Here is a 22,813-nt window from a genome sequence, read left to right as displayed (position 1 = left end):
CCCTGCTAGAATGCCGGCTTTGCCAGCCGACAGGATGAAGCACCTATGGAAGCTCTCGACGCTCTGATCAACCGTGTCTCGGTGGCCCGTCTGGGCGAACCGGCGCCGACGCCGGAGCAGCGCGAGCTGCTGTTCCGTGCTGCGCTGCGTGCGCCGGATCATGGCCAGCTGCGGCCATGGCGCTTCCTCACGGTGGAGGGCGCGGCCCGCGAGGAGCTCGGCGAGCTGTTCGCGCGCGCCCAGCTGGCGCGCGATCCGCAGGCCCCGGCCGCGGTGCTGGACAAGGCGCGCGGCATGCCGCTGCGTGCGCCGCTGCTGGTGGTGGTGATCGCCACCCTCAAGCCGCATCCCAAGGTTCCCGAGGGCGAGCAGCTGCTGGCTGCCGGCTGCGCCGCGCACGGCATCCTGCTGGCGGCGCATGCACAGGGCATCGGTGCGATCTGGCGTACCGGCGAGCTGTCCCACGACGCCACTGTACAGGCCGGCCTCGGGCTGGCCGCCCACGAGCGCATCGTCGGCTTCCTCTATCTGGGCACGCCGCAGGGCGAGCTGCGCAAGCCGCAGCCGCTGGAGCTGACCGAGTTCGTTGCCAGCTGGTCGTCAGACCTCGCCGTCGCCGACTGACGGCAGTTCCAGGCGGGCGACGAAGCCGCCGTCCGGGTGGTTGGCCAGCACCAGCTGGCCGCCATGACGCTGGGCGGCGCGGCGGGCGATGGCCAGGCCGAGGCCGTGCCCGGGGCTGGCCTGGCCGGGGGCGCGGAAGAACGGCTCGCCCAGCTGCGCCAGATGTTCGGCGGCCACCCCGGGGCCGTGATCGCGGACTTCCAGCAGCACGCGCTCGCCGTCACGGCGCGCGCTGACTTGCAGCGGCTGGCCGGGCGGATTGAAGCGCAGGGCGTTGCGCAGCAGGTTGTCGAGGGCGCGCTCGACGAGTTCCGGCCAGCCCGACAGCTGCAGTCCCGGCGCCAGTTCAAGGCGGATCTCCTGCTGCGGCGCCAGCAGCCGCGCGTCCTCGCGCAGCTTGCCGAGCAGGGCCGGCAGGTCCACCGGCTGCGGCTTGCTGCTCTCGGCATCCACGCGCGCCAGCACCAGGATCTCGCTGATCAACGCCTCCAGGCGGTCGCACTCCTGCACCAGGCGCGGCCACAGGCGCGTGCGCTCGGCGGCGTCGGCGCGCTCGGCCAGCGCCAGCGCCACGCGCAGGCGAGCCAGCGGCGAGCGCAGTTCGTGGGAGACGTCGCGCAGCAGCTGGCGCTGGCTGCTGATCAGGTCCTGCAGGCGCGAGCCCATGCGGTTGAAGTCGCGCGCGAGGGTGCCCAGCTCGTCGCGGCGGCTGGCCAGGCGGGCCAGGCTGTTCTGCTGGTAGGCGGTCTGGCCGAGGTCGTGCACCGCGCTGCGCAGGCGGTTGAGCGGGCGGGTGATCGACAGGGTGAGCAGGATGCTGGACAGGGTCAGGACCAGCAGGGCGATGGCCAGCGCGCTGAGCGGCCAGAGCAGGCTGTCGCGATGCCATTCGGCCAGCTCGCCGTGGGGGATTCGGTAGATGAACAGGTAGGTCTGGCCGCTGCGTTCGCTGGTGTAGTCCTCGGTCAGCCGCCGCCAGGGCAGGCGTCGCTCGCCGCGCCGGGCCTCGAAGGCGGCCGCGCGCGGGGGGAATGTGCCGGGCACCACCAGTTGGCCGGTTTCGTCGAGCACCTGCACGTCGACGTGGCGCCTGTGCTTGTGGCGCTCGAGAAACTCCTGTGCTGCCGCTGGGCCCTGGGTTTCGTAGCGTGCGGTCCAGCTGGCGGCCAGGTCGCGGACCCCGGGGTGGCGGGCGAGAATCCAGGTGTCCTGGTTGAGGACGTGGCCCAGCAGCATCGACAGGCCGGCCGCCAGGGCGATGGCCAGCCAGAAGGTGGCGAAGATTCGCCAGAACAGGGTGCGCATGCTGGACGGTGGCTCGCGGGCTGGTAAATGAGGAAGGGGCGCCGCCGGGGCGCCCCTGTCGGGATTACTGGGCCGCCTTCTTGTCGCGTTCGGCTTTCCAGGTTTCGAACTCTTCGCGTTCGGCGCGGCGTTTGTCCATCTCGGCCTGCATCTCGTCGAACTTCTTCTGCTGCTCGGGGCTCAGGGTATCGCGGATCGCCTTCTGCTGCTCGGCGCGGCTGGCCTCCTGCTCCTTGGCCATGGCGGCCTTGTCGGCAGCCGGCAGCTTGTCCAGGTAGCGCTGGGTGATCTCGCGCTGGGTCTGCATGTTCTCGCGCATGGCTGCGCCGACCTTCTGGCGCTGTTCGCGGCTGAGGTCGAGGTCGCGCATCATGTGGCCGTGGTAGCCGTCGCCGCGCTTGTGATGGGCGGCACCGTCGCCCATGCCGGGGGCGGCGATGGCCAGGGCGGGCAGGGCAGCGGCGAGGAGCAGGGCGGTGAGGGTCTTGCGCATGACGTGTTTCCTTCTCTATAGCGGCTGGGTCGCCGGATGAGTTCAGTCTATGGCGCGCAAGGTCAACCGCAGTCAGGGGAAGGTAAAGGTCGGGTAAAGCGCCTCAGGGGGCGTAATAGTAGCCGCGCCCGCGGCTGGCGAGGATGCGCGGACGGCCGTCGGCGTGCGGGCCGAGCTTCTTGCGCAGGTTGCTGACGTGCATGTCCAGGCTGCGGTCGTAGAGGGTCAGCTTGCGGCCGAGGGCGAGCTGGGCGAGGGCCTGCTTGTCCAGCGGTTCGCCGGGTTGCTTGAGCAGGGCTTCGAGGATGTGGCTCTCGGAGACGGTCAGGGCGATCTCCTGCTCGCCGAGCATGGCCACGCCACGGCTCGGGCTGTAGCCGAGATCGCCCAGCTCCAGGCGGGTGTTGGCGCCGGCCTGGCTGCCGCTGCCGCCCGGCTGCACGCGGCGCAGCACGGCGCGCAGGCGGGCGGTCAGCTCGCGCGGATCGCATGGCTTGGCCAGGTAGTCGTCGGCGCCGAGCTCGAGGCCGAGGATGCGGTCGAGCGGCTCGCCGCGCGCCGAGAGCATCAGCACCGGCAACTCGGGATGCTCGCTGCGCAGGCGCTTGAGCAGTTCCAGGCCGCTGCCGTCGGGGAGCATCACGTCGAGCACCACGGCGTCCGGCGTCTGTTCGGCCAGGGCAGCGCGGGCGCTGCCGCCGTCGTGGCAGGCGCGCACGCGAAAGCCCTCATGGCCGAGCCAGGTGGCCAGCAGGTCGGTGAGCTCGCGGTCGTCGTCGATCAGCAGCAGGTCGCTCATCACTGGCTCGCGGGGCTGGTCAGGGCAGGGTCTGGCGGAACGGCTTGACCACCACCTCGGCATACACCCCGGCGGCGCAGAACGGATCGGCGTCGGCCCAGGCGCGCGCCGCTTCCAGCGAGTCGAACTCGGCGACGATCAGGCTGCCGGTGAAGCCGGCCGGCCCCGGGTCGTTGCTGTCGATGGCCGGGTGCGGACCGGCGAGGACCAGGCGGCCGGCGTCCTTGAGGGCGTTGAGGCGTTCGAGGTGGGCCGGGCGGTTGGCCAGGCGGGCGTCGAGGGTGTTGGGGGCGTCGCTGGCGATGATGGCGTAGAGCATGTCAGTCCTTGCAGGCGGGTTGGTCGGCGGTGGCGTCTTGTATGTGGCGGGCGAGGAACACGCCCTGGCCGAGCATGAACAGCAGGGTCAGGCCGAGGCTGCCGAATACTTTGAAGTCGACCCAGAACTCGTGGAAGGTGAAGGCCACGTAGAGGTTGGCCAGGCCGCAGAATACGAAGAACAGCACCCAGGCCAGGTTGAGGCGGCCCCACAGGGGCGCCGGCAGCTGCACCGCATGGCCCATGATGCGCTGGATCAGCGGTCGGTCGCCGATGAAGTGGCTGGCGGCGAAGCCCGCGGCGAACAGCCAGTTGACCACCGGCGCTTTCCATTTCAGGAAGGTCTCGCTGTGGAAGGCGAGGGTCATGCCGCCGAACAGCAGGCAGGCGAGCAGGGTGATCCACTGGCCTTTCTCGAGGCGTCGCCGGGTGGCGAAGAGCAGGCCGTAGATCAGCAGCGAGGCGCCGATCAGCACGGCGGTGGCGCTGAACACGCCGCCGAGGGTCAGGCTGTAGCCGGTAAGCTCGAAGGTGCGCGGCGCCATCTTGTAGACGATGAAGAACAGGATCAGCGGGATGAAATCGATGAATTGTTTCACTGCGCGCGCCAGCAGGCCGGGGGAGCGCGCATAATAACAGACCACCAATGAGGGAAAAGCATCGCCCATGTACGTTGATCTGCACTGTCACACCACCGCCTCCGACGGCCTGCTGACGCCCACCGGAGTGGTGGAGCGGGCGCACGAACGGGGCGTGGGCGTGCTCGCCATCACCGATCACGACACCCTCGACGGTCTGGCCGAGGCCCGGGTCGCCGCCGAGCGCGTGGGCATCGAGCTGATCAGCGGGATCGAGCTGTCCTGCACCTGGGCGGGCGCCACCATCCATGTGCTGGGCTACGGCTTCGCCAGCGATGCGCCGGCCCTGCAGCGTGCGATCGACGAGCTGCATCAGGGGCGCTGGGCGCGCGCCGAGGAGATCGGCCGGCGCCTGGCCGCCAAGGGCATGCCCGGCTGCTTCGAGGGCGCCCGCGAGGTCCAGCAGGAGCGCGGCGAGAGCGGCAATGCTCCGTCGCGTCCGCACTTCGCCGAGTTCATGACCCGCGCCGGCTACGTCAAGGATCATTCGCAGGCCTTCCAGCGCTGGCTGGGCGCCGGCAAGCTGGGTGATGTCAAGCAGCACTGGCCGGAGATGGAGAGCGTTCTGGAGACGCTGCGTGCCGCCGGAGCGTGGATCAGCCTGGCTCATCCGTGCCATTACGACTTTACTCGAACCAAGCGGCGCAAGCTGGTGGCGGCCTTCGTCGAGGGTGGCGGTCACGCGCTGGAGGTTTCCAACGGCGCGCAGGTCGACAGCCAGGTCGGCATGCTGGCCAACACCGTGCGCGAGTTCGGCCTGCTGGCCAGCGCCGGCAGCGACTTTCACGGACCGCGGCAGTGGTCCGAACTGGGCAGCTACCGGGCGCCGCCCGCCGACCTGCCGGTGCTCTGGCGCCGGCTGACCAGGATGGAACACCCGACCGCTTAAGGAACAGCCATGGGCCAATTCTTTCAGATTCATGCGGAAAACCCGCAGCTGCGGCTGGTCAAGCAGGCCGTGGACATCATTCGCCAGGGTGGGGTGGCGGTCTATCCGACCGACTCCTCCTACGCGCTGGGTTGCCAGCTCGGCAACAAGGCGGCGGTCGATCGCATCCGCCTGTTGCGCCGTCTGGACGACAAGCACAACTTCACCCTGGTGTGTCGCGACCTGTCGCAGCTCGGCGAGTACGCCAAGGTCGACACCAGCGCCTTCCGCCTGCTCAAGGCGCACACCCCCGGGCCGTACACCTTCATCCTTGACGCTACCCGCGAGGTGCCGCGCATGCTGCTGCATCCCAAGCGCCGCACCATCGGCCTGCGCGTACCGGACAACCCGATCGCCCAGGCGCTGCTGGCCGAGCTGGGCGAGCCGCTGATGAGCGTCAGCCTGATCCTGCCCGGCGACGAGCATCCGATGAGCGATCCCTACGAGATCCGCGATCGTCTGGAGAAGCTGGTCGACCTGATCATCGACGGCGGCTACGGCAGTCTCGAGGCCTCCACGGTGATCAGCCTGGTCGGTGGCGAGCCGGAGGTGCTGCGCGTCGGCTGCGGCGACCCCGAGCCCTTCATGGAGCCGGCCTGATGGCGGACGGTACGCGGTGAGCGACGTGCAGCACGAGCAGGGCGTCGCGGACTCGGCGGGCATCCCGGAGCAGCTGCCGCTGGCGCTGGTCTATGGCGAAGCCTTCACCGAGCTGCCGCAGGATCTGTACATTCCGCCGGATGCCCTGGAGGTGTTCCTCGAGGCCTTCGAGGGGCCGCTCGACCTGCTGCTGTACCTGATCCGCAAGCAGAACATCGACATCCTCGACATCCCGGTGGCGGAGATCACCCGCCAGTACATGGGCTACGTCGAGCTGATGAAGGCGGTGCGCCTGGAGCTGGCCGCCGAGTACCTGGTGATGGCGGCGATGCTCGCCGAGATCAAGTCGCGCATGCTGCTGCCGCGCTCCAGCGAGGCCGAGGCCGAGGAGGACGATCCGCGTGCCGAGCTGATCCGTCGCCTGCAGGAATACGAGCGCTTCAAGCAGGCCGCCGAGGAGCTGGACGCGCTGCCGCGAGTCGGTCGCGACCTGCAGGTGGCATTGCTGCCGGCGCCGGAAGCGCGGGCGCGCACCCTGCTGCCGGAGGTGAGCCTCGACGAGGTGCTGCTGGCGATGGCCGAGGTGATGCGCCGCGCCGAGCTGTTCGAGAGCCATCAGGTCACCCGCGAGCTGCTGTCCACCCGCGAGCGCATGAGCGACGTGCTCGAGCGCCTGCAGGGCGGCGCCTTCGTGCCCTTCATCGAGCTGTTCGCCGCCGAGGAGGGCAAGCTGGGTGTGGTGGTGACCTTCATGGCCATCCTCGAGCTGGTCAAGGAGGCGCTGATCGAGCTGGTGCAGAACGAGCCGTTCACCCCCATCCACGTCCGTCTGCGCGGCGAGGCGCAGGAAGATAGTCCGTTTGTCGAGGAAGTCGATCGATGAATCTTGCCGATCCGCGCCAGCTGGCGACGGTGCTCGAAGCCATCCTGCTGGCGGCTGGCAAGCCGCTGGCGCTGGAGCGCCTGGCCGAGCTGTTCGATGAGCACGAGCGGCCGTCGCCGAAGCTGTTGCGCGAGGCGCTGGGCGTGCTGGGCGGCTCCTGCCTGGGGCGTGGCTTCGAGCTGAGCGAGGTGGCCTCGGGCTACCGCCTGCAGGTGCGCGAACGCTTCTCGCCATGGGTGAGCCGGTTGTGGGAGGAGCGCCCGCAGCGCTATTCGCGCGCCCTGCTGGAAACCCTGGCGCTGATCGCCTACCGCCAGCCGATCACCCGCGGCGAGATCGAGGAGGTGCGCGGCGTGGCGGTCAACAGCAACATCATCAGGACCCTGCAGGAGCGCGACTGGATCCGTGTGGTCGGCTACCGCGAGGTGCCGGGGCGGCCGGCGATGTTCGCCACCACCCGTGCCTTTCTCGATCACTTCGACCTCCAGAGCCTCGACGAGCTGCCGCCGCTGGCTGCGCTGCGCGAGCTGGAGCCGCAGCTGCCGGTCGAGGATCTCGACCCCGAGGTCCCCGCCGATCTGCAGGCGCGCGCCGACCTGGCCCTGGCCGAGGACGAAGAGGATGTCGCGGAGCCGCGCAGCGAGACCAACTTCCGTACCCTGCTGGCCGAGCTGGATGCCATGGAGCAGGGCCTGAAGAGCGACTTCGACGACCTGCCGCTGGCGCTGGAGCTGGCCGACGCGGTGGACGAGCCGAGCGCCGCGGATGTCGTCGAAAGCGCCGGGCGCCCTGAATGATCGGGCCCTGCGGCCGTCTGCCCGGTGCGCGCGGGCGGGGATGGGCGTATGATGCGCGCCCCTTGATTCATCGATTCACTTCATAGCGTCCGGTTCCACCGGGAGGTGCCCAGCATGACCGAAGCCCATATTCACGAAGAACACCGCCCCGTCGGCGAAAAACTGCAGAAGGTGCTGGCGCGCATGGGCGTCGGCTCTCGGCGCGACGTCGAGGAGTGGATCACCCAGGGACGCGTCAAGGTCAACGGCGTGGAGGCCACCCTCGGCCAGCGCGTCGGCCCGAGCGACGCCATCGCCCTCGACGGCCGCCTGCTGCGCCGCGAGGAGGACGAGGTGGTGCGCCGCGTGCTGATCTACAACAAGCCCGAAGGCGAGGTGTGCACCCGCTCCGACCCGGAAGGCCGGCCGACCGTGTTCGACCGCCTGCCGCGCCCGAAGAGCGGCCGCTGGATCAACATCGGCCGTCTCGACATCAACACCACCGGCCTGCTGCTGTTCACCACCGACGGCGAGCTGGCCAACCGCCTGATGCATCCCTCCTACGAGATGGACCGCGAGTACGCCGTGCGCGTGCGTGGCGAGGTCACCGAGGAGATGATCGAGACGCTGAAGAACGGCGTGATGCTCGAGGACGGTCCGGCGCGCTTCACCGATATCAAGGAAGCGCCCCAGGGCGACGGCTTCAACCGCTGGTTCCACTGCGTGGTGATGGAAGGCCGCAACCGCGAGGTGCGCCGCCTGTGGGAGTCCCAGGGGCTGGTGGTCAGCCGCTTGAAGCGCGTGCGCTTCGGGCCGGTGTTTCTCACTGCTGACCTGTCGGTGGGTCGCTGGCGCGAGATGGAGCAGGGCGAGGTGGACATCCTCGCCGCCGAGGTCGGCCTCAAGCCGGTCGCCCTGCCGGGCATGAAGGGCAAGCTGCGCGAGAAGCTCGACCGCCTGCAGCGCAAGTCGGCCAAGCCGGTGCCCGAGCGTGGCCGCGCGCCGCGTGGCGAACGCGCCGAAGGTCGTCCGGGGCGTGGCGAAGGCCGCGGCCGCGAGCAGCAGGGCTCGGTGATCGCCGAGCGCCCGGCCGACGTGCGCGGCAAGCGTCCGGCCAAGCCGCGCGACGAGCGCAGCGCGCCGAACCTGAGCGAGCGTCCCTCGCGCAAGCCGGCGGCACCGCAGCCGGCCAAGCGTCGTCCGCAGCCCGCGGGCGAGGGCCAGCGCCCCGGTTTCCGGCGCGGCAAGTAAGCGGCGGCCAAAGAAAAGGCGACCCGAGGGTCGCCTTTTTGGTGCCTGGCGTTTCAGCCGGCCAGCTTGAGACCGGCCAGGCCGCTTGCGATCAGCAGGATGCTGAGCAGGCGCAGCGGTGTCAGCACTTCGCCGAACAGCAGGGCGCCGGCGATCAGCGTGCCGAGCGCGCCGATGCCGGTCCACACCGCATAGGCGGTGCCCAGCGGTAGCGACTTCATCGCCAGGCCGAGCAGGGCGATGCTGGTGAGCATGGCGGCGATGGTCAGGACGGTGGGCAGCGGACGGCTGAAGCCGTCGCTGTATTTCAGGCCGATGGCCCAGCCGACCTCGAACAGGCCGGCGAGCAGCAGGATGAGCCAGGACAAGGGACCTTCCTCCGGATGCAGATGGAGGGGCCGTCCCCGGGGGCTCACTCGACGAGTGGTGAGGTCGTCCTCACAGGCCCGACATTATGCCTGTGCACCGCCATGGTGCAAGGTCGCCGCCGGCTATCCCGACAGGCGTCAGATGCCCTGGGGAATCTCCTCGCCGCCGAGGGCCTCGATCAGCTGCGGCAGGAACTCGGCGAAGGTCAGCATCATCAGGGTGAAGCTGGCGTCCTGCTGGGCCAGGGCATCGTCGCCGCCGTCCTGTTCGGCCTGTTCCTGCAGCAGGTCCTCGAAGCGCAGGCGCTTGAGGGCGAGCTTGTCGTCGATCAGCAGCGACAGCTTGTCCGACCAGGCCAGGCTCAGTTTGGTCACCAGCTTGCCGGCGGCCAGGTGGTTCTGCACCTCGTCGCTGCCCAGGTCCTGGCGCTTGCAGCGCACGATGCCGCCATCCTCGTGGGTGTCGCGCAACTCGCACTCGTCGAGCAGCACCAGGCCGTTGCTGGCGTGCTGGTCCTTCATCCAGGCGGTGAAGGTGGCAGTGGGGGCGATCTTCACCGACAGCGGACGCACCGGTAGCGAGCCGAGGACTTCGCGCAGGGTGGACAGCAAGTCCTCGGCCTTCTTCGGGCTGGCCGCGTCGACCAGGATCAGCCCCTGCTGCGGGGCGATGGCCGCGCGGGTCGTCGAGCGGCGGATGAAGGCGCGCGGCAGGAAGGCCTGCACGATCTCGTCCTTGAGCTGGTCGCGCTCCTTCTTGTAGACCTTGCGCATCTGCTGGGTCTCGATCTCGTCGATCTTCTCCTGCAGCGCGTCGCGCACCACGCTGCCGGGGAGGATGCGCTCCTCCTTGCGTGCGGCGACCAGGAAGAAGTCCTGGCTGGCATGCACCAGCGGCGCATCGCCACCCTTGCCCAACGGGGCGACGAAGCCGTAGGTGAACAGCTCCTGGCTGGCGCAGGGGCGTGCCGGCTTGCCGGCCAGCGCGGCCTCGAGCTTCTCGGCGTCCAGTTGCAGGTCCTGGGTCAGGCGATAAACGAGCAGGTTGCGGAACCACATGGCGACGAAGTTCTCCTCGGGCAAAGAGGGCATTATTCCTGCTGGCGCCTTCGCCGGCCACAGACGATTGCGCCAAGTGTTTGGTTTGCCTCGAAATTTTTTTTGAAAAAAGACTTGCCAAGGGGGAGGGGCATCCCTAGAATGCGCATCACTTCGAGAGCAAACGCAAACATGCGAATGCAACTGAATGGGTGATTAGCTCAGCTGGGAGAGCATCTGCCTTACAAGCAGAGGGTCGGCGGTTCGATCCCGTCATCACCCACCACTCTCGAGGTTACGCGCAGCGGTAGTTCAGTCGGTTAGAATACCGGCCTGTCACGCCGGGGGTCGCGGGTTCGAGTCCCGTCCGCTGCGCCACTTTCCCTCCCCAAAGTGACAAATCAAGACTTTATTTCATATCAAGTTCAAGGCGAATTGTGCGCTTTGAACTTTTCGTCGTTTCTGCTTTCCAATATTCCTAATCGTGGCAGTGGCATCGGCAGCCTGCTAAGCTCGCGGTTCTCCGAGTATGCCGCTGTGGCACCCATCACTAAGGAACAAGCATGAAACATCATCGGTTGGCCGCTGCGGTGGCTCTGGTCGGTCTGGTTCTCGCTGGCTGCGACAAGCAGGCCGCGGAGAAGGAGCTGGAGCTCAAGACCCCCGCGCAGAAGGCTTCCTATGGCATCGGTCTGAACATGGGGCGCAGCCTGGCTCAGGAAGGCATGGACGACCTCGATTCCAAGGCCGTGGCCCTGGGTATCGAGGACGCCCTGGCGAAGAAGGAGCAGCGTCTGACCGACGACCAGCTCATGGAGGCCTTCGGTTTCCTGCAGAAGCGCGCGGAAGAGCGCATGACCGCCCTTGCCGACGAAAACGCCAAGGCCGGCAAGAAGTTCCTCGAGGACAACGGCAAGCGCGAAGGCGTGACCACCACCGCCTCCGGCCTGCAGTACGAAGTGCTGAAGAAGGCCGATGGTGCCCAGCCCAAGGCCGACGACGTGGTCAGCGTCCACTACGAGGGCAAGCTGATCGACGGTACCGTATTCGATAGCTCCATCCAGCGCGGCGCGCCGATCGACCTGCCGGTCGGCGGCGTGATCCCGGGCTGGGTCGAGGGTCTGCAGCTCATGCACGTCGGTGAGAAGTACAAGCTGTACATTCCCAGCGAGCTGGCCTACGGCGCGCAGAGCCCGAGCCCGATGATTCCGGCCAACTCGGTGCTGGTGTTCGAGCTGGAGCTGCTGGGCATCCAGGAAAAGGCCCAGTAACCCAGCCACTGGTTCGTGATCGCAGACGCCCCGCTTGTCGGGGCGTTTGTGTTTCTGTGGATAACACCCTTGACGAAGGGAGCCGAAACCAGGGTCGAAAGTCGCGCGTCATGGGGCGGGCGAGCTGTCGCTAGAGGGCAGTCGGCCTGCTGTCAAGAGGCTCTGCGCGTGCCTGACAGAATTTTTAAGAGACTGATTTTTAAGGTATTTTTACGTTGAACAAAAAATACCCGATCTGTCTGGAAGCCTCGGTTCATGGGGGTTGAGGGGAGTCTTCCAGTTATTGTTCACAAGGTTATCCACAGCTTTTGTGGGTAACGCCACCAAGCCCAGTAACCATGGGCCTCGCCGGGGTTTTCGCCCGTTTCGGGAGGCCTGCTGCGACAGGCGGTCGCGCCGGATGGCCTGTGATGCGGGTCACTGTCGGTGGCGGCAGCCGGTTTGCTTGGGGCTGTTAGAATTAAAACAGTATTCGCCATGAGTGATGAAAGCATGAACGTACAGGTAATCGAGCGTGACGGCCAGGCGGAATACGCCGTGCTGCCCTGGGCGGAGTTTCAGGAGCTGCTGCGGGCGGCGGGACGCGAGCCGTTGGCTTCCAGGCAGGTCGAGACGCAACCGCAGTCGCAACCCTTCGTGCTGGAGCGGTTGCGCGAGCTGCGTGAGGCCCGCAACCTGAGTCAGGAGCAACTGGCGCGCTCCGTCGGCATCAGCCCCCACTATCTGGCCATGATCGAGAGTGGCGAACGCCAGCCCGATCAGGCCATCCAGCACGCGTTGGCCCGCGTGTTCGCCGCAGCGGTCGCGGGGCAACCGGGTTGACCCTGCGCATCAGCCGCCTGCACTGGCAGGGCCTGCTGGATGCCCTGGCCGAGGCGCAGCGTCAGCGCCACCTGCTGACCTACCGCTCGCTGATCGAGCGGTTGCAGTTGCCGGCGCCGGCCATGGCCACCCTGACCGCCGCCCTCGAGCATCTGGCGATGCTCGACGCGCGCGCCGGACAGCCGCTGCGCAGCGCCCTGGTCATCAGCCAGGGGGCCAGCCGCCTGCCGCGCCCAGGCTTCTTCGAGCATGCCAGCCGCCTCGGCTGTTTCAGCGGTGCGCCGGATGGCGCTGCGGCGGCGGCCTGGCACGCGGCCGAGGTGGCGCGCGTGTTCGCCTTCGAGTTCATCAGGTCCGACGCATGAAGATGCTCTACTGGCGCCTGCGGGCGCGTGCAGGCTACATGGCGGCGCGTCTGCTGCTGCGCAGCGATGCCCTGGTCAGGCAGCCACGCGCCTGGCGCTGGATGGAGGGTCAGTTCGCGCGCATGGCTGGCCTGGGCGATGCGCGGGCTCAGGACTTCTACGGCCATCTGCTGCTGTTCCGTGGCCAGGGGCTGGGCGCGCGCGAGGAGGGGCTGCGCCTGCTGCGTCTGGCGGCGGCGCAGGGGCAGGCCAAGGCGGCCTTCCAGCTCGGCGTGCAGGCCTTCAAGGGTGGCCCGCAGCGGGCGCCTGACGCGGCCGAGGCGCTGCGCTGGTGGCAACAGGCGGCCGACGCCGGGCACCCGCTGGCGGCGTTGCGGCTGGCCGAGCTGCTGCGCGAAGGCGCCCCCGGCGTGCCGGCCGATCCCGCAGCCGCCGAGCGGCTGCAGGCGCGGGCCCGAGCGCTGGGGTTGTAGGACTCAGGCGCTGGCCTGCCAGCCCGGCAGGATGTGCTCGGCCGGCCGCTCCTGGGGGCGGCCGAGCAGGTAGCCCTGCACCAGATCCACGCCCATCCGCGCCAGCTGCTGCAGTTCGCCGGGCTGCTCGACGCCCTCGGCGATCACCCGCGCCCGCGCCGTCCTGGCGACCTGCAGGATGGAGCCGACGAACTCGCGCTTGAGCGGGTCGAGGTGGATGCCGTCGATGAAGTGGCGGTCGATCTTGACGATGTCCGGGCGCAGCTCCGACCACAGGCGCAGGCTGGAATAGCCGGCCCCCAGGTCGTCGAGGGCGATCGAGAAGCCCATGGCGCGATAGTGGTGCAGGGCCCGGTCGAGCAGGTCGAAGTCCTCGATGGGCGTCTGTTCGGTCAGCTCGATCACCACCTGCGAGGGCTCCAGACCGAACGACCTGAGCAGGCGCAGGGTGAGTCCGGACTGGTGGCCAGGCTCGACCAGCGACTCCGGGGAGACGTTGAGGTAGAGCATGCTGTGCCGTGCATACTGGCTGAAGCGCGCGCAGGCGCGGGTGCGGCAGGCCATTTCCAGCTCGTTGAGCCGGCCGGCGCGGCGGGCTACGGAGAACAGCGCCAGAGGGGAGTGCAGCGGGCTGTTGGACGGGCCGCGACTGAGTGCCTCGTAGCCCTGGATGCGCCGAGCGGTGAGCGAGAAGATCGGCTGGAACAGGGTGTTGAGCTGGTTGTCGGCAAGGATCCGTTGCAGTTCGCTCAACTGTTCGATGGTGGTCATGCAGTGCTCGGCAGTCTATGAAGAACGCCCCGACTTCTGTCGGGGCGTGCAGATTTCACGACTAAATTGTGACTGCCTGATGACGACGGCCGGCTTCGATGCCAATTAGTGGCGGGCGATCGCCGAATTGAGATTGAGGTAGTCCAGCAGGATGCGTCCCGACTCGGCGAGGTAGGCGTCCTTCTCCGGCGGCAGCTTTTCATCTTCGCGGGCGGCCAGTTCTTCCTCTTCGTCCTTGAGTTCCTTGAGCAGGGCCTCGCCCTTGGCGCTGCGCCGAGCGTTCTCCAGGGACAACTGGCGGCTCTCGATGCTGCTGTGCTGAGCGCGGCGTTTCTTCTCGTTGAGGCTGACCACGGTGTCCTGCATCAGCTGCTGGCCGAGGGCCAGGCGCTGGCGGGTGAACACGAAGTCCGGATCGCGCGCGGTGCGCGCTTCGTGACGGGCCTGCAGCTCGCTGAGGAACGGGCGGAACGGATCGCCTTCGGGCTGGATCGCAGGGGCTATGCGGTCCCAGGGCATGGCCGCAGGCAGCGAGCTTTCGCCGATTTGCTTCACGTCCACCATCGCCGGGTAGGGGATGTCCGGCAGCACGCCCTGGTGCTGGGTGCTCTGTCCGGAAACCCGGTAGAACTTGGCCAGGGTCAGCTTCAGTTCGCCATGGTTGAGCGGCTGGATGGTCTGCACGGTGCCCTTGCCGAAGGTCTGCCCGCCGAGAATCAGGGCGCGGTGGTAGTCCTGCATGGCACCGGCGAAGATCTCCGAGGCGGAGGCCGACAGGCGGTTGACCAGCACGGCCAGCGGGCCGTTGTAGTAGGTGCCGCTGTCCTCGTCGGCCAGCACGTCGACGCGGCCGTCGCTGTTGCGCACCAGCACGGTGGGGCCCTTGTCGATGAACAGGCCGGTCAGCTCGGTGGCTTCCTGCAGCGAGCCACCGCCGTTGTCGCGCAGGTCGATGACGATGCCGTCGACCTGCTCCTGCTTCAGTTCGTTGAGCAGGCGGCGCACGTCGCGGGTGGTACTCTTGTAATCCGGATCGCCGCTGCGGTAGGCCTTGAAGTCGAGGTAGAAGGCGGGGATCTCGATCACCCCGAGCTTGTAGTCGCGGCCCTCGTGCTTGAGCTTGAGCACCGATTTCTGCGCGGCCTGCTCCTCGAGCTTGACCGCCTCGCGGGTGATCGACACCACCTTGCTGGTCTGGTCGTTGGGGCCGTTGCTGGCTGGGATGACCTCCAGGCGCACCACCGAGCCCTTCGGTCCGCGGATCAGCTTGACCACCTCGTCCAGGCGCCAGCCGATCACGTCGACCATTTCCTTGTCGCCCTGGGCGACGCCGATGATGCGGTCGGCCGGTTGCAGCAGCTTGCTCTTCTCCGCCGGGCCGGCGGGGACCAGGCGGACGATCTTGACGTGCTCGTTGTCGCTCTGCAGCACCGCGCCGATGCCTTCCAGCGACAGACTCATGTTGATGTCGAAGTTTTCCGCGTTTTCCGGCGACAGGTAGTTGGTGTGCGGGTCGTAGGTCTGCGCGAAGGCGTTGATGTAGGCTTGGAAGATGTCCTCGCTGCGAGTCTGAGCCAGGCGCTTGAGCTGGTTGCCGTAGCGCTTGGTGAGCAGGTCCTGGATGGCCTTGGGCTCCTTGCCGGCGATCTTCAGGCGCAGCACCTCGTCCTTCACCCGCTTGCGCCACAGTTCGTCGAGCGCCTTGCTGTCGGCCTCCCACGGGGCCTTCTCGCGGTCGGTCTGCAGGCTCTCGTCGACGCTGAAGTCGAACTTGTCGACGCCCTGCTCCAGCAGGCCGAGGGCGTAGGTGTAGCGCTCCTGGGCGCGCTCCAGGTAACGCTTGTAGATGACGAAGCCCGGCTGCAGCTCGCCGCTCTTCAGGTAGTCGTCCAGGCGATTGCGCCAGGCTTCGAAGTCGCGGATGTCGCCGGCGGTGAAGAAGCTGCGCGCCGGGTCGAGGCTTTTCAGGTAGTCGTCGAAGATCTGCGACGAACGCGCATCGTCCAGTGGCGGCTTGTTGTAGTGGTGCCGCTTGAGCAGTTCGACCACGTTGAGACTGGCGATGGTCTGCTCGCGGTCGGGCTGCAGCTCGTCCCAGGGGTTGCTGGACACGGCCAGGGCCGACAGCGGCAGGGCGCTGACAGCCAGGGCAAGGGCGAGGGCGGTGCAGGGCAGGATGCGTTTCATGGCTTGTATGCGTCGCAGAAGGTTACGCCCGTTAGGCAGCGTAAAGGGCACCTGGTTCCATGGTGCCATCATGAGCAAGCGCCCGGAGGGAAGGGGAGGCTGACGCGGGGACAGATTCCGGGTCACAATCCGGGCGGATTCCGGCGGCCAAAGGGCGTCGGGCTTTTGACAATATGGAGGTAGCGTGAACGCATTGCAAGGTATCGACGGACAGCTTGAATGGGGCCCGCAGCCGAATCCGGCGTGCGATGTCGGCCAGATCCGCATCCGCGTGGCCGCCGCCGGTCTGAATCGCGCCGATCTGCTGCAGCGCAATGGCCTGTATCCGCCGCCGCCGGGTGTCACCGAGGTGCTCGGTCTGGAGTGCGCCGGGGTGGTCAGCGAGGTCGGCCCGGGCAGCCGCTGGCGGGTCGGCGACCGGGTCTGCGCGCTGCTGGCCGGTGGTGGCATGGCCGAGGAAGTGGTGGTCGATGGCTGTCACGCCCTGCCGGTACCCGAGGGCCTGAGCCTGCAGGAGGCCGCCGCGCTGCCGGAAGTCTACGCAACCGCCTGGCTCAACCTGTTCCAGCTCGCCCGCCTGCAGCCGGGCGAGAAGGTGTTGCTGCACGCCGGGGCCAGCGGCGTGGGGTCGGCCGGCATCCAACTGTGCAAGGCGTTCGGCAACCCGGTGTGGGTCAGCGTCGGTTCGGCCGAGCGCCTGGCCTACTGCGAGAGCCTGGGCGCCCAGGGCGGTGTGCTGCGCGGCGACGGTCTCGACGGGCTGCGCGACTTCGGCCCCTTCGATGTGATCCTCGATCCGGTCGGCGCCAGCTATGCCGGCCACAACCTCAAGCTGCTCGCCCAGGACGGTCGCTGGGTGATCATCGGCCTGATGGGCGGGCGCAAGGCCGAGCTGGACCTGGCCCTGCTGCTTGGCAAACGCATCCAGATGATCGGCTCGACCTTGCGCAGCCGCGATGCCGATTCCAAGGCCCTACTGCTCGCCGAGCTGGAGCAGCAGGTATGGCCGCTGTTCGCCGAGGGGCGCCTGAAGCCGCAGCTGGAGCGCCGCTACCCGATCGCCGAGGCCGAAGCCGCCTTCGCCGATCTGGCCAGCAACCAGGTGCAGGGCAAGGTGGTGCTGGTGATCGATCCGGACCTAGACTGAGTGGCACGGCGCCCGGGTGCGTCGGGCGCCGTCAGTTCCAGTGCAGGATGTCCCAGCCGTGGCGCTCGGCATGTTCGCGCAGCGCCGCGTCCGGGTTGACCGCGTGCGGATGCTCGACGTGACGGAGCAGCGGCAGGTCGTTGCACGAGTCGGAATAGAAGTGGGCACCGGCCAGGCTTTCGCCCTGCGCCGCACGCCACAGCTCCAGGCGGCGGATCTTGCCCTCACGAGCGCAGGGGATGCCGCTCAGGGCGCCGCTGTAGTGGTCGTGCTGCAGCTCCAGCTCGGTGGCCAGCAGCTCGTCGATGCCCAAGCGCGCGGCGATCGCCTCGACCAGGAAGCTCGGCGAGGCCGAGACGATCAGGATGCGATCGCCTTCGCCGCGATGGTCGGCGACGGTGCGCATGGCGTCGGAGTGGATCAGCGGCTCGATGACCTCCTCGACGAAGGCGGCGGCGACGTGGTCGACCTCCGCGCGCGAACGGCCGACCAGCGGCTGCACGCTGAAGGCGAAGTACTCCTCCAGGCCGATCTGCAGCGCCGCGTACTGCGCCACCAGCGCCTGCTCGCGGGCCAGGAAGTATTCGCGGTCGACCCAGCCGAGGTCGGCCAGGTGCGCCGTCCACAGGCTGGGGCTGTTGCCGCCGATCAGGGTGTCGTCGAGATCGAAGATCGCCAGGGCCAAGGTCCGCTCCTCAGACCAGCTCGGCGCTGCGGTAGAAGGCGCCGAGCACCCGCACCAGATGGGCGAGGTCATGGCTGCCGGCCAGCTCGCGGATCGAGTGCATGGCGAAGGTCGGCAGGCCGATGTCGACGGTGCGCACGCCCAGCTGGCTGGCGGTGATCGGGCCGATGGTCGAGCCGCAGCCGAGGTCGCTGCGGGTCACGAAGCACTGCACCGGCACCTCGTGCTGCGCGCACAGGTGGCGGAAGAAGCCGGCGGTCTCGCTGTTGCTGGCGTAGCGCTGGTTGCTGTTGCTCTTGATCACCGGGCCGCCATTGAGCCGCGGGCCGTGGTTGCCGTCGTGCTTGTCGGCGTAGTTAGGGTGCACCGCGTGGGCGTTGTCGGCGGAGACCAGCAGCGACTGCTGGATGGCGCGGACGAAGTCCTCGCCGTCGCCGAGCAGGCGGCGCAGGGTCTGCTCGAGGAACGGGCCGTCGGCGCCGCAGGCCGAGCAGGAGCCGATCTCCTCGTGGTCGGTGCACACCAGCACGCAGTTCTCGTCCTCGCCGGAGGTCAGCAGCGCCTCCAGGCCGGCGTAGCAGGACAGCAGGTTGTCCAGGCGTGCGCCGGCGATGAAGTCCTGCTCCAGGCCGATCACAGCGGCGGCCTGGGTGTCGTAGAAGCTCAGCTCGAAGTCCAGCACGCGCTCGGCATGGATGCCGTGCTCGCGTGCCAGCTGTTCGGCCAGCAGGGCGCGGAAGTCGCGGTTGGCGTCCACCGGCAGTTGGGCGAGCAGCGGCGGCAGCTCGATCTGGCGGTTGATCTCCCAGCCCTTGTTGGCTTCGCGGTTGAGGTGGATGGCCAGGTTGGGGATCACCGCGATGGGCGCGCGAAAGTCGATCAGACGGCTTTCCAGGCGGCCGTTGCGGCTGAAGGTGACGCGGCCGGCCAGCGACAGGTCGCGGTCGAACCAGGGGGCGAGCAGGGCGCCGCCGTAGACCTCGACGCCCAGTTGCCAGAAACCGTTGCGCACCAGCTCCGGCTGCGGCTTGACGCGCAGGCAGGGGCTGTCGGTATGCGCGCCGACCAGACGCAGGCCGCTGTCCTGCGGGGCGCGGCGGCCGAGGCGCACGGCGATCAGCGAGGAGTCGTTGCGGGTGACGTAGTAGCGCCCGCCGGGCTGGGCCTGCCACGGCTCGCGCTCGTCGAGACGACGGTAGCCGGCGGCCTCGAGGCGGCGCGCCAGGCTGGCGGTGGCGTGGAAGGGGGTCGGCGAGGCCTGCAGGAAGTCGATCAGGCCCTGGTTGAGTTCTTCGCGCATGACAGCTCCGGAGGCGGTGATGCGCGAAGTTTACCGGAATCGCCCGTCCAAGTGCCGCAATCGCCGGGCGGGCGCCCTCAGAACGGCGCCGGACTCTCGAAGCGCAGGCGCTCGCCGCTGTGCGGATGGGTCAGGCACAGCAGGCTGGCGTGCAGGCACAGTCGATCGAAGGCGGCCAGCGCCTGCTCGTGGGCATACAGGCGGTCGCCGAGCAGCGGGTGGCCGATGGCCAGCATGTGCACGCGCAACTGGTGCGAGCGGCCGGTGATCGGCGTCAGCTCGACCCGGCACCAGTCGCCGCGGCGCTCGACCACGCGCCAGAAGGTCAGGGCGTGCTTGCCCTGCTCGTGGTCGACAATGTGCCGCGGCTTGTTCGGCGGGTCGTAGCGCAGCGGCAGCTCGATGCGCCCGCTGTCGGTTTCCGGCTGGCCCCAGCACAGCGCGGTGTAGGCCTTCTCGGTCTCGCGATCGTGGAACTGGCGCGACAGCTCGCGGTGGCTGTCGGCGTCGCGCGCCAGCACGATCAGGCCGGAGGTTTCCCAGTCCAGGCGGTGGACGATGCGCGCCTCGGGATAGCCGTTGTCCTGCAGGCGGGTGACCAGACAGTCGCGGTTGTCCTCGGCGCGGCCGGGGACCGAGAGCAGCAGGGTCGGCTTGTTGATGACCAGCAGGGCGGCATCCTGATGGACGATTTCGATGTTCGACAGCGGCATGGCGGTTCCACAAATGACAGCGGCGGCCCGCAGGCCGCCGCATGGTGCTTCCGGGCCCGATCAGCGTTCGGGCAGGGTGACGTTCAGCTCGAGGATCGAGCAGGTGCCCTGGTTTTCCAGCGCGACCTGCACCTGGTCCTGTTCGATGTGCACGTACTTGCGGATCACCGCGATCAACTCCTCCTGCAGGGCCGGCAGATAGTCGGGCTGGCCGCGACTCCCGCGCTCATGGGCGACGATGATCTGCAGGCGTTCCTTGGCGATCGAGGCAGAGGTGGTCTTCTTGCGCGAGAGGAGGAAGTCGAAGAGGCTCATTCACGACCTCCGAACAGACGTTGCAGCAGTCCCTTCTTCTGCACTTCGAGGAAGCGGTGCGGCACGTCCTTGCCCAGCAGGCGATCGACCGCGTCGCCGTAGGCCTGGCCGGCATCGCTCTGTTCGTCGAGGATCACCGGGATGCCCTGGTTGGAGGCCTTGAGCACCGCCTGGGATTCCGGAATCACGCCGATCAGACCGATGGAGAGGATCTCCTCGACGTCGTCGACGCTGAGCATCTCACCCTTGGACACCCGCTCGGGGTTGTAGCGGGTCAGCAGCAGGTGCTCCTTGATCGGCTCCTCGCCTTTTTCCGCGCGCTGCGACTTGCTGGCCAGCAGGCCGAGGATGCGGTCGGAGTCGCGTACCGAGGAGACTTCCGGGTTGGTCACCACGATGGCGATGTCGGCGAAGTACATCGCCAGGTGCGCACCGGTTTCGATGCCGGCCGGCGAGTCGCAGATGATGTACTCGAAGTCCTTCTTCAGCTCTTCCAGGACCCGCTCCACGCCGTCCTTGGTCAGCGCTTCCTTGTCGCGGGTCTGACTGGCGGCCAGCACGTAGAGGTTCTCCAGGCGCTTGTCCTTGATCAGCGCCTGACCCAGGGTCGCCTCTTTGTGGATCACGTTGATGAAGTCGTATACCACGCGCCGCTCGCAACCCATGATCAGGTCGAGGTTGCGCAGGCCGACGTCGAAGTCGACGATCACGGTCTTGTGCCCACGCAGGGCGAGGCCGGTGCCGATGGCAGCGCTGGAGGTCGTTTTGCCCACGCCACCCTTGCCGGAAGTGACAACAATGATTTTGGCCAAGGTGTTTACCCCAGATGAAATAGGTTCAGGTCCCTGAAATTGGCGCGAGTATCCGTTAAAGGCGGGTGATGTTCAACACACCGCCCGACAGGCTGACATGCACCGGTTTCCCCCATTGCGGACTGCGCCGCAAGTCTTCGGCAACCTTGTATTGGCCGGCGATGGACAGCAGTTCGGCGGTGAGTTGCTGGCAGAAGATCCGGGCGTTGGTGTCGCCCTTGGCGCCCGCCATGACTCGCCCGCGCAACAGGCCATACACGTGGATATTGCCATCGGCGATAAGTTCCGCCCCCGGACTGACTGCCGACAGCACTACAAGATCCCCCCCACGAGCATAGACCTGTTGGCCGCCACGTACAGGACGGGTGATGACCATGGTCGGCCGGCACTCGGGCTCGCTGGGCGCCTGTTCCTGTTCAGCGCTCTGCTCCGTGCCTTCGACCTGTGCCGGCGCATCGCTCGCCGGCGTGCTGGCGGGCTCCGACTGCGCCGCCGGTTCGCTCGGCGGTCGCTCGCGACCGCTGGCTGGCGGCAGCAGCGGCAGCCCCAGTTCCTCGGCTGCCGCAATGTCGAGCGGGCGGCTGGCGCGAGCGCCCAAGGCGATCAGGCCGTGACGCTGGCAGATGTCCAGCAGCGCGCCGAGGTCCAGCGCGGCGTCGTCCTCGGCCAGGTGCTCGAGGCCGAGCACCACCGGGGTGCCGGTGAAGAAGTTGGGCGCCTGGGCGACCTTCTCGCCCAGTTGCCGGTCCAGGCGCGAGAGATCGTTGCGGGCGAGCTCCAGCACGGTGACGGCGAGCATGTTGCCCTTGAGCCGGAACACGGGTTCTTGGTCGGTCGGATCAGCGTGAGTCATGTCGATTGCAGCCAGGGATATGCGATGGACTTATAACGACAAGCCTTGATGCTCGCAAGTTGCACCCATGGCTGATTCGTCGGCATGTGATGGGTAGAATGTTCCGCTCGTTTTCCTCGTCCGCCCAACCGACTGGATGTATTGATGGATCGTCCCCGCTTCCGTGCCGCCTTTCTCCATCCGCGCTTCTGGCCTTTGTGGCTGGGGCTCGGGCTGCTGTGGCTGGTGGTACAGCTGCCGTATCCGCTGCTGCTGAGGCTGGGCCGCGGCCTGGGCGCGCTGATGCTGCTGGGCGCCAGGTCGCGCCGGCAGATCGCCGCGCGCAACCTCGAGCTGTGCTTTCCCGAGCTGTCCGCCGCCGAACGGGCGCGTCTGCTGCGCGAGAACTTCGCCTCCAGCGGCATCGCCTTCTTCGAGATGGCGATGAGCTGGTGGTGGCCGCGCGCGCGCCTGGCGCGCCTGGCGCACATCGAGGGGCTCGAGCAGCTGCAGGCAGCGCAGCGCGAGGGGCAGGGGGTGATCCTCATGTCGCTGCATTTCACCACCCTGGAGATCGGCGCCGCGCTGCTCGGCCAGCGCCACACCATCGACGGCATGTACCGCGAGCACAAGAATCCGCTGTTCGACTTCATCCAGCGCCGCGGTCGCGAGCGGCACAACCGCGATGCCACCGCCATCGAGCGCGAGGACGTGCGTGCCATGCTCAAGGTGCTGCGCGCCGGGCGCGCCATCTGGTACGCGCCGGATCAGGACTACGGGCGCAAGCAGAGCATCTTCGTGCCGCTGTTCGGCATCCCCGCCGCCACCGTCACCGCCACCAGCAAGTTCGCCCGCCTCGGCAAGGCGCGGGTGGTGCCCTTCACCCAGCAGCGTCTGGCCGACGGCTCCGGCTATCGCCTGGTGGTGCATCCGCCGCTGACGGACTTCCCCGGCGAGAGCGAGGAGGCCGACTGCCTGCGCATCAACCAGTGGGTCGAGCAGGTGGTGCGCGAATGTCCCGAGCAGTACCTGTGGGCGCACCGCCGCTTCAAGACGCGCCCGGAGGGCGCCGGGAACCTGTATCGCCAGGAGGGCTGAG

General features: G+C 68.0%; 26 protein-coding genes, 2 tRNA genes and 1 pseudogene. 14 read left to right on the top strand and 15 right to left on the bottom strand.

Features of this window, described 5'->3' with window-relative positions; translation table 11 throughout:
* The first annotated feature begins 45 nt into the window (after positions 1-45).
* Positions 46-624, top strand: a complete 579-nt coding sequence (locus BLT78_RS10630; RefSeq protein ID WP_090348954.1) for a nitroreductase family protein — start codon at positions 46-48, stop codon at positions 622-624.
* Here BLT78_RS10630 and BLT78_RS10625 read toward each other — a convergent pair.
* The 5 genes from BLT78_RS10625 to BLT78_RS10605 form a co-directional block, all read right to left on the bottom strand.
* A complete protein-coding gene (locus BLT78_RS10625) occupies positions 601-1,929 on the bottom strand; it encodes a HAMP domain-containing sensor histidine kinase (RefSeq protein ID WP_090348953.1) in 1,329 nt (442 codons plus the stop codon). The two genes, BLT78_RS10630 and BLT78_RS10625, sit on opposite strands and share 24 nt — an antisense overlap.
* A 64-nt stretch (positions 1,930-1,993) precedes the next feature.
* Positions 1,994-2,422: an LTXXQ domain protein gene (locus BLT78_RS10620; RefSeq protein ID WP_090348952.1), complete on the bottom strand. Its 429-nt coding sequence runs from the start codon at positions 2,420-2,422 to the stop codon at positions 1,994-1,996.
* Between the two features lie 103 nt (positions 2,423-2,525).
* A complete protein-coding gene (locus BLT78_RS10615; protein WP_090348951.1) occupies positions 2,526-3,221 on the bottom strand; it encodes a response regulator transcription factor in 696 nt (231 codons plus the stop codon).
* A 19-nt stretch (positions 3,222-3,240) separates the two neighbouring features.
* Complete coding sequence (locus BLT78_RS10610) at positions 3,241-3,540, bottom strand: YciI family protein (protein ID WP_090348950.1); 300 nt, start codon at positions 3,538-3,540, stop codon at positions 3,241-3,243.
* Position 3,541: 1 nt separating this feature from the next.
* On the bottom strand, positions 3,542-4,138 hold the full coding sequence (locus tag BLT78_RS10605) for a septation protein A (RefSeq protein WP_090348949.1): 597 nt from the start codon (positions 4,136-4,138) through the stop codon (positions 3,542-3,544).
* Between the two features lie 67 nt (positions 4,139-4,205).
* On the opposite strand from BLT78_RS10605, the gene BLT78_RS10600 reads away from it, so the two are divergent.
* From BLT78_RS10600 to rluB, 5 genes are all read left to right on the top strand, one after another.
* Complete coding sequence (locus tag BLT78_RS10600) at positions 4,206-5,066, top strand: PHP domain-containing protein (protein WP_090348948.1); 861 nt, start codon at positions 4,206-4,208, stop codon at positions 5,064-5,066.
* A gap of 9 nt (positions 5,067-5,075) precedes the next feature.
* Entirely contained in the window at positions 5,076-5,705 is a 630-nt protein-coding gene (locus BLT78_RS10595) for an L-threonylcarbamoyladenylate synthase (RefSeq protein ID WP_090348947.1), read from the top strand.
* Between the two features lie 145 nt (positions 5,706-5,850).
* Complete coding sequence (locus BLT78_RS10590; protein WP_172830827.1) at positions 5,851-6,588, top strand: segregation and condensation protein A; 738 nt, start codon at positions 5,851-5,853, stop codon at positions 6,586-6,588.
* Positions 6,585-7,385 carry an SMC-Scp complex subunit ScpB gene (gene scpB / locus BLT78_RS10585; RefSeq protein ID WP_090348946.1) on the top strand — a complete coding sequence of 267 codons (801 nt, stop codon included), beginning with the start codon at positions 6,585-6,587 and terminating at the stop codon, positions 7,383-7,385. Before BLT78_RS10590 ends, scpB begins: the two co-directional genes overlap by 4 nt.
* 114 nt (positions 7,386-7,499) lie before the next feature.
* Positions 7,500-8,615 (top strand): 23S rRNA pseudouridine(2605) synthase RluB, encoded by a 1,116-nt coding sequence (gene rluB / locus BLT78_RS10580; protein WP_090348945.1) that lies wholly within the window; start codon positions 7,500-7,502, stop codon positions 8,613-8,615.
* A 53-nt stretch (positions 8,616-8,668) separates the two neighbouring features.
* On the opposite strand, the gene sugE is transcribed toward rluB, so the two are convergent.
* Together sugE and rdgC are read right to left on the bottom strand one after the other, a co-directional pair.
* Positions 8,669-8,983, bottom strand: a complete 315-nt coding sequence (sugE, locus tag BLT78_RS10575; RefSeq protein WP_090348944.1) for a quaternary ammonium compound efflux SMR transporter SugE — start codon at positions 8,981-8,983, stop codon at positions 8,669-8,671.
* 138 nt (positions 8,984-9,121) lie between these two features.
* Positions 9,122-10,042, bottom strand: a complete 921-nt coding sequence (gene rdgC, locus BLT78_RS10570; RefSeq protein WP_090352251.1) for a recombination-associated protein RdgC — start codon at positions 10,040-10,042, stop codon at positions 9,122-9,124.
* Between the two features lie 189 nt (positions 10,043-10,231).
* Between rdgC and BLT78_RS10565 the strand changes: the two genes are divergently transcribed.
* The 6 genes from BLT78_RS10565 (at position 10,232) to BLT78_RS10540 (ending at position 12,952) form a co-directional block, all read left to right on the top strand.
* A tRNA-Val gene (locus BLT78_RS10565) sits at positions 10,232-10,307 on the top strand.
* A gap of 15 nt (positions 10,308-10,322) precedes the next feature.
* Positions 10,323-10,399: transfer RNA gene (locus tag BLT78_RS10560), tRNA-Asp, on the top strand.
* A 185-nt stretch (positions 10,400-10,584) separates the two neighbouring features.
* Positions 10,585-11,292 carry an FKBP-type peptidyl-prolyl cis-trans isomerase gene (locus BLT78_RS10555; protein WP_090348943.1) on the top strand — a complete coding sequence of 236 codons (708 nt, stop codon included), beginning with the start codon at positions 10,585-10,587 and terminating at the stop codon, positions 11,290-11,292.
* Between the two features lie 492 nt (positions 11,293-11,784).
* The gene (locus BLT78_RS10550) at positions 11,785-12,114 is read left to right on the top strand and encodes a helix-turn-helix transcriptional regulator (RefSeq protein ID WP_090348942.1); all 330 of its coding nucleotides are present in this window, start codon (positions 11,785-11,787) and stop codon (positions 12,112-12,114) included.
* The gene (locus BLT78_RS10545; RefSeq protein ID WP_090348941.1) at positions 12,111-12,479 is read left to right on the top strand and encodes a hypothetical protein; all 369 of its coding nucleotides are present in this window, start codon (positions 12,111-12,113) and stop codon (positions 12,477-12,479) included. Before BLT78_RS10550 ends, BLT78_RS10545 begins: the two co-directional genes overlap by 4 nt.
* Positions 12,476-12,952, top strand: coding sequence for an SEL1-like repeat protein (locus tag BLT78_RS10540; protein ID WP_090348940.1), 477 nt, complete (start codon positions 12,476-12,478; stop codon positions 12,950-12,952). Before BLT78_RS10545 ends, BLT78_RS10540 begins: the two co-directional genes overlap by 4 nt.
* A 6-nt stretch (positions 12,953-12,958) precedes the next feature.
* On the opposite strand, the pseudogene BLT78_RS10535 reads toward BLT78_RS10540, so the two are convergent.
* A pseudogene (locus BLT78_RS10535) lies at positions 12,959-13,723 on the bottom strand (EAL domain-containing protein); the annotation flags it as partial.
* A gap of 105 nt (positions 13,724-13,828) precedes the next feature.
* Positions 13,829-15,910: a carboxy terminal-processing peptidase gene (locus BLT78_RS10530; RefSeq protein ID WP_090348938.1), complete on the bottom strand. Its 2,082-nt coding sequence runs from the start codon at positions 15,908-15,910 to the stop codon at positions 13,829-13,831.
* A gap of 184 nt (positions 15,911-16,094) precedes the next feature.
* On the opposite strand from BLT78_RS10530, the gene BLT78_RS10525 reads away from it, so the two are divergent.
* A complete protein-coding gene (locus BLT78_RS10525; RefSeq protein ID WP_090348937.1) occupies positions 16,095-17,057 on the top strand; it encodes an NAD(P)H-quinone oxidoreductase in 963 nt (320 codons plus the stop codon).
* Between the two features lie 31 nt (positions 17,058-17,088).
* Here BLT78_RS10525 and BLT78_RS10520 read toward each other — a convergent pair whose 3' ends face one another.
* The 6 genes from BLT78_RS10520 to minC all read right to left on the bottom strand — a co-directional run bounded on the left by BLT78_RS10520 (position 17,089) and on the right by minC (position 21,735).
* A complete protein-coding gene (locus tag BLT78_RS10520; RefSeq protein WP_090348936.1) occupies positions 17,089-17,742 on the bottom strand; it encodes an HAD family hydrolase in 654 nt (217 codons plus the stop codon).
* A 10-nt stretch (positions 17,743-17,752) separates the two neighbouring features.
* Positions 17,753-19,042, bottom strand: coding sequence for a M18 family aminopeptidase (locus BLT78_RS10515; protein ID WP_090348935.1), 1,290 nt, complete (start codon positions 19,040-19,042; stop codon positions 17,753-17,755).
* A gap of 77 nt (positions 19,043-19,119) precedes the next feature.
* A complete protein-coding gene (locus BLT78_RS10510; RefSeq protein ID WP_090348934.1) occupies positions 19,120-19,755 on the bottom strand; it encodes an RluA family pseudouridine synthase in 636 nt (211 codons plus the stop codon).
* A 60-nt stretch (positions 19,756-19,815) separates the two neighbouring features.
* Positions 19,816-20,070 (bottom strand): cell division topological specificity factor MinE, encoded by a 255-nt coding sequence (gene minE / locus BLT78_RS10505; RefSeq protein WP_090348933.1) that lies wholly within the window; start codon positions 20,068-20,070, stop codon positions 19,816-19,818.
* On the bottom strand, positions 20,067-20,882 hold the full coding sequence (gene minD / locus BLT78_RS10500; RefSeq protein ID WP_090348932.1) for a septum site-determining protein MinD: 816 nt from the start codon (positions 20,880-20,882) through the stop codon (positions 20,067-20,069). Before minD ends, minE begins: the two co-directional genes overlap by 4 nt.
* Before the next feature lie 55 nt (positions 20,883-20,937).
* Positions 20,938-21,735 carry a septum site-determining protein MinC gene (gene minC, locus BLT78_RS10495; protein WP_090348931.1) on the bottom strand — a complete coding sequence of 266 codons (798 nt, stop codon included), beginning with the start codon at positions 21,733-21,735 and terminating at the stop codon, positions 20,938-20,940.
* A gap of 144 nt (positions 21,736-21,879) precedes the next feature.
* Here minC and BLT78_RS10490 point away from each other — a divergent pair, with 144 nt between their 5' ends.
* Entirely contained in the window at positions 21,880-22,812 is a 933-nt protein-coding gene (locus BLT78_RS10490) for a lipid A biosynthesis lauroyl acyltransferase (RefSeq protein ID WP_090348930.1), read from the top strand.
* The last annotated feature ends 1 nt before the right edge of the window (position 22,813 follow it).

This window comes from Pseudomonas oryzae (assembly GCF_900104805.1).
In the GTDB taxonomy this organism is placed as follows: domain Bacteria; phylum Pseudomonadota; class Gammaproteobacteria; order Pseudomonadales; family Pseudomonadaceae; genus Geopseudomonas; species Geopseudomonas oryzae.
This window is presented reverse-complemented; position numbering and strand designations above follow the sequence as displayed.